This window comes from Bradyrhizobium sp., assembly GCF_049798375.1.
In the GTDB taxonomy this organism is placed as follows: domain Bacteria; phylum Pseudomonadota; class Alphaproteobacteria; order Rhizobiales; family Xanthobacteraceae; genus Bradyrhizobium.
In genome coordinates this window covers 1-4,525 of sequence record NZ_JBARGP010000356.1, presented here as the reverse complement: position 1 = coordinate 4,525, position 4,525 = coordinate 1, and the positions used below count along the sequence as shown (strand labels likewise).

At 63.4% G+C, this 4,525-nt stretch carries 6 protein-coding genes and 1 pseudogene; 4 read left to right on the top strand and 3 right to left on the bottom strand.

Annotated features, from left to right (window positions below; genetic code table 11):
* The 3 genes and pseudogenes from WA702_RS15065 to WA702_RS15055 all read left to right on the top strand — a co-directional run.
* Positions 1-81 (top strand): annotated as a pseudogene (locus WA702_RS15065) (50S ribosomal protein L17); the annotation flags it as partial.
* 130 nt (positions 82-211) lie between these two features.
* Positions 212-1,006, top strand: coding sequence for an SDR family NAD(P)-dependent oxidoreductase (locus tag WA702_RS15060; RefSeq protein WP_425111328.1), 795 nt, complete (start codon positions 212-214; stop codon positions 1,004-1,006).
* A 12-nt stretch (positions 1,007-1,018) separates the two neighbouring features.
* Positions 1,019-1,315, top strand: a complete 297-nt coding sequence (locus WA702_RS15055) for a DUF1330 domain-containing protein (protein WP_425111327.1) — start codon at positions 1,019-1,021, stop codon at positions 1,313-1,315.
* 62 nt (positions 1,316-1,377) lie between these two features.
* Here the strand turns inward: WA702_RS15055 and WA702_RS15050 are convergent, their stop codons facing one another.
* Positions 1,378-1,605, bottom strand: a complete 228-nt coding sequence (locus WA702_RS15050) for a hypothetical protein (protein WP_425111329.1) — start codon at positions 1,603-1,605, stop codon at positions 1,378-1,380.
* Between the two features lie 228 nt (positions 1,606-1,833).
* Between WA702_RS15050 and WA702_RS15045 the strand changes: the two genes are divergently transcribed.
* Positions 1,834-3,132: a chloride channel protein gene (locus WA702_RS15045; RefSeq protein ID WP_425111326.1), complete on the top strand. Its 1,299-nt coding sequence runs from the start codon at positions 1,834-1,836 to the stop codon at positions 3,130-3,132.
* A 248-nt stretch (positions 3,133-3,380) separates the two neighbouring features.
* Here WA702_RS15045 and WA702_RS15040 read toward each other — a convergent pair whose 3' ends face one another.
* Entirely contained in the window at positions 3,381-4,076 is a 696-nt protein-coding gene (locus WA702_RS15040; protein ID WP_425111325.1) for a hypothetical protein, read from the bottom strand.
* The coding region (locus tag WA702_RS15035) for a hypothetical protein (RefSeq protein WP_425111324.1) at positions 4,022-4,525 on the bottom strand (504 nt) is incomplete at its 5' end. The genes WA702_RS15040 and WA702_RS15035, both read right to left, overlap by 55 nt.

The following is a 4,525-nucleotide window of genomic DNA, read 5'->3' as shown; positions in this document are numbered from 1 at the left end:
ATCGAGTTCGTCGACCGCGACGTCGATGCCAAGGGCCTGGATTCGGGTCCGGTGCAGGGCGGCCAGGCGGAAGCGGCGTAAGCCGGCAGCTCCGGCACTAACGGATTTGAAAGCGGCGCCTCGAGCGCCGCTTTTTTGTGCGCCTATCCCGCTTGGGTCGCCTGAGGCGCATGCTCATATGTCAGCCGTAACACGCGACAGGAGCGTCCTCATGCATATCGACCTCTCGGGAAAGACCGCGCTGGTCACCGGCTCCACAGCCGGCATCGGCTTTGCCATCGCAAAGGGGCTCGCGGCCTCAGGCGCCGAGGTCGTGCTCAACGGCCGCGGCCAGGATCGGGTCGATGCTGCACTCGCGAAATTGAAGCAGGCGGTGCCGAACGCGAAGCTGCGCGGCATTGCCGGCGATGTCGGCACCGTCGAAGGCTGCAACGATCTGGTCACGGCGCTGCCGGAGGTTGATATCCTCATCAACAATGCCGGCATCTATGGCGCGCAGGATTTCTTCGAGATCTCGGACGAGGAGTGGAGCCGCTATTTCGAGATCAACGTGATGTCCGGCATCCGGCTGGCGCGCGCCTACATGCAGGGCATGCTGAAGCAGAACTGGGGCCGCATCGTCTTCATCTCCTCGGAATCGGCGCTGAACATTCCAACCGAGATGATCCAGTACGGCATGACCAAGACGGCGCAGCTTGCGATCTCCCGCGGGCTCGCCAAGCTTACCTCCGGCACCGGCGTCACCGTCAATTCCGTGCTGCCGGGCCCGACCATGTCAGAAGGCGTGGAGACCTTCGTCAAGGATCTGGCGCGCCAGAACAAGCAGTCGGAAAAAGAAGCCGCGGCGAACTTCGTCAAGCAGCACCGGCCGGGCTCGCTGCTGCAACGTTTCGCCGACACCGGCGAGGTCGCCAACATGGTGGTCTATGTTGCCTCCAAGGAGGCCTCTGCCACCAATGGCGCGGCGTTGCGCGTCGAGGGCGGGATCGTCGACACCATCGCCTGAGAGCGCCAGCTCATGACCGCTTATGTGATCTCCGAGGTCGAGGTGCGTGACGCCAGATCGATGGAGGCCTACCGCTCCCTAGCGGCGGACACGATCGCGCAATATGGCGGGCGTTATCTGGTTCGCGGCGGCGCGTCCGAGACGGTGGAAGGTGGTCCGCCAGCCAGAACGCTGATCATCGTCGAGTTTCCCTCGATGACCCGCGCACGTGAATGGTATTCCTCGCCTGAATATGCGCAAGCGTTGAAGCACCGGCGGTCCGCGCTCGACCGCCGTTTGGTCTTTGTCGAGGGTATCCCGCCCATCTGATCACCGCCTGGGCCCGGTCATGCGCATCGAGAGCGGCTTGAAGCCGCCAGTTGGCGGTGCTGTCAGAGCGCCATCCCTGCCGGCGGTGGTTTGGGAACTGGACCCGGCGAGCCGGCCATCGCTGTGGCGGCGGCCTGCAACTCGACCCGCCGCTGCATCAGCGAGGCCAAGCTATTCAGATGATCGGCCAGCCTGCCGAACAGCTCGCGTTTTTCCGCGTCGGTGGCGAGATCTCGAAGCAGCGCACATTCAGCAGCGTCCGCTCGCAGCTTCTCGTAATGGACCCGCATATCCATCGGCGAATCTCACGCTGCCTTGCCAGCATGCAACTGCTCATAGCCCTTCTACAGCCTTGGCGCGCTAGCCTATGTTAAAGCTGGAGACAGATCATGCTGAGTCCACGGTGGTCAGCGCGGCGCATTCGTGGCATTTGGGCTACTCTTGGCTGCCACCACACTCATTTGCATGAGGGACGCGCGGGCGTTCGCCCCCATGCGAGAATTTGAAGCTTTTGTCTCATGATGTCGATCTCTCCGCGCCGTAAGCGATGGTTGAAAATCACGTCCGGTCGCTGGCAGCGCCAAGCCATCTTCCTGCTTGGCGGCGTCGTGGTGGGCGCGGCCGCCGTGGCCCTGGCGAAACTCGCGGATCAGGCGCAGCACGCGTTCAGCCTGTTGCTCGCGGAATCGCGTTACGCGTCGGTCCTGGTCACGCCAATAGGCTTCGCGCTCTCGGTATTTCTTACCAACCGCTTTTTTCAGAATGCGCAAGGCAGCGGCATTCCGCAGGCGATCGCAGCACGCCATCTCTCGGACACCAGCGCGCGCAGTCCGCTGGTCTCGATCCGGATCGCGATCGGTAAGATCCTGCTGACCTTGCTCGGTTTGCTCTGCGGCGCCTCGGTCGGGCGCGAGGGACCGACGGTTCAGGTCGGCGCCTCGATCATGTTCGCGCTCGGCCGGCTGTCTCCGCGCCGCCAGCCCGGACTGATCCTCGCCGGCGCCGCGGCGGGCGTGGCGGCCGCCTTCAACACGCCGCTCGCTGGCATCGTGTTCGGAATCGAGGAAATGAGCCGCTCATTCGAGACGCGGAGTTCGAGCCTGGTGATCGGCACCGTGATCGCCGCGGGCCTGACCTCGCTCGCGCTGATCGGCAACTACGCCTATTTCGGTTCGACGCCCGTTGCGCTCGCTCATGGTTTCGATTGGCTAGCGATTCCACTCTGCGGCGTGTTCGGTGGCGCCATGGGCGGGCTGTTCAGCCGCATCGTCATCATCATGGCGCGCGCTGCCGTGCCGGCGCCCATCCGCATGCTGAAGCAGTACCCGATGCTGTTCGCGCTTGTCTGCGGTCTGGCGGTGGCGGTCTGTGGTCTGGCGTCCGGCGACATGATCTACGGCACCGGCTATGCGCAGGTGAAGGCGGCGCTCGAGTCGGGTGTGCCGCTGCCGCAAAGCTTTGGCGTCCTGAAATTCCTGGCCACCACCTTTGCCGCGATCAGCGGCATTCCCGGCGGCATCTTCTCGCCGTCGCTTGCGGTCGGCGCCGGTCTCGGCGCGAACGTCGCCGCATTGTTTCGTGATGCGCCGCTGGCGCCGATCATGCTGCTCGGCATGGTCTCGTATTTCGCAGGCGTCGTGCAGGCGCCGATCACCGCCTTCGTCATCGTGACCGAGATGACCGACAACCACGCCATGGTGGTGCCGCTGATGGCCGCGTCCCTGATCGCTTACGGCACCTCCCGCCTCATTTGCGAGGAGGGGATCTACCACGCGCTCGCCAAGGGTTTTGTTGCGAAGGCGGAAGTCGCAGCGTAACCGCCGCAGAGCGGACAGAAGTTGCGTTCGCGATGTTTTCACAACGTAATGTCTGTCCATCCGGCGAAGTTCGTCGTCTCAGCCCGTCATTGCGAGCGCAGCGAAGCAATCCAGAGCCAAGTAGGAAGTCTGGATTGCTTCGTCGCTTTGCTCCTCGCAATGACGACACGCCTGCGTAGGGTGGGCAAGCTTCGACCTCGCGTTTCGAAGACCGCCGCAGGGAAAGGCGTCTCTGCCCACCCTGCAGTTTACTTCCGGCGGAACAGGTCCGGCCGCAGCAGCAGCTGGCCGGAGATCGAGTTCGGCACCTCATAGGGCGAGCCGGCCGCGAGCACGTGGCTCAGCGCGATCAACCGGTTCGGCAACTTTGCAGGTGGCGGCGTCTGGAACGAATAGGACGTCGGATTGTGGCACAGGAAGCAGTTCACCACGTTTGCCATGGGCGTGTTCTTGGGGGCCTGCACGAAGGTCTCTGCAGTCGTATTGGCGAGCGTGACCGAACCGATCGCGCTGGTCTGGTCGCTGTTGAGATTATAGCTGTTCGCCTTCATCCACACCGTGCCGATAAGGTTGTAATTAGCGAAGGTGGATTGCGGAGCCTTCGACTTGGCCAGGATGCCTTGCGCCTGCGAGGTGATGGCGAAGATGTTGCCGACGCCGTTCGGCTGGTTCTCGCCGCCGGTCTGGTTTTCCAGCACCGCATTCGTCGCCGGCGTCAGCTTCTGGCTCGCAGGATCGAGCCGCAATTGCGGGCGGTGCGCACCGGGCTGGGCCGGGACATTGACCTGCGAGAATGGGGTGCCGCCCTTGTAGAGCGTGTAGTTGTTCGAGTCTGAGCGGCTTGCCGACGGCGTGAACGTGTTGTCTGCCGTCTGCGGCGAATTCTTCTTCAGCTCGAACGTGCCCCACAGGAATTCAGGATGGTTCTCGGTATAGCCGACCACGTGCAGCCGATCAGCGCGACTTTGACCGTGACGAACTTGTCCTGCACCGGCTGGATCGTGATCTGGCCGGGCTTCACGCTGTTTTCCAGCACCGGGACCTGGGCCTCGGTCACATAAGCGCCGGCCGGCGGCGCCTGGTTGGTATCGAGCCTCAGCCAGGTTGCCTTGAACACGGCATCGCCGACGCTGAACGACGAATCCGCCGGCTGGCTCTGATAGCCGCCGGTCGCGATCAGGTTCTTCCGCGCTGTGTTGAAATAGGTCTGGTTCATGTGAACCGACGCATAGACAGGGTAGCCGTTCTGGGCGACCAGCATGTTGCCGTCGGCCTCGACGATGGCACCCGCGCCTTCGGTAAAGCCCGGTGCATCGTGAAACACCTGCGCCCGCGCGGCGAGTGTCAGCGGCCGCGCTTTGGTTTCGCCGGCATTCTCATCCTTTGCGAGGAG

Coding starts and splice junctions, on each gene's coding strand:
- WA702_RS15060 (WP_425111328.1), top strand. CDS start 212: ATGCATATCGACCTCTCGGGAAAGACCGCGCTGGTCACCGGCTCCACA.
- WA702_RS15055 (WP_425111327.1), top strand. CDS start 1,019: ATGACCGCTTATGTGATCTCCGAGGTCGAGGTGCGTGACGCCAGATCG.
- WA702_RS15050 (WP_425111329.1), bottom strand. CDS start 1,605: ATGCGGGTCCATTACGAGAAGCTGCGAGCGGACGCTGCTGAATGTGCG.
- WA702_RS15045 (WP_425111326.1), top strand. CDS start 1,834: ATGATGTCGATCTCTCCGCGCCGTAAGCGATGGTTGAAAATCACGTCC.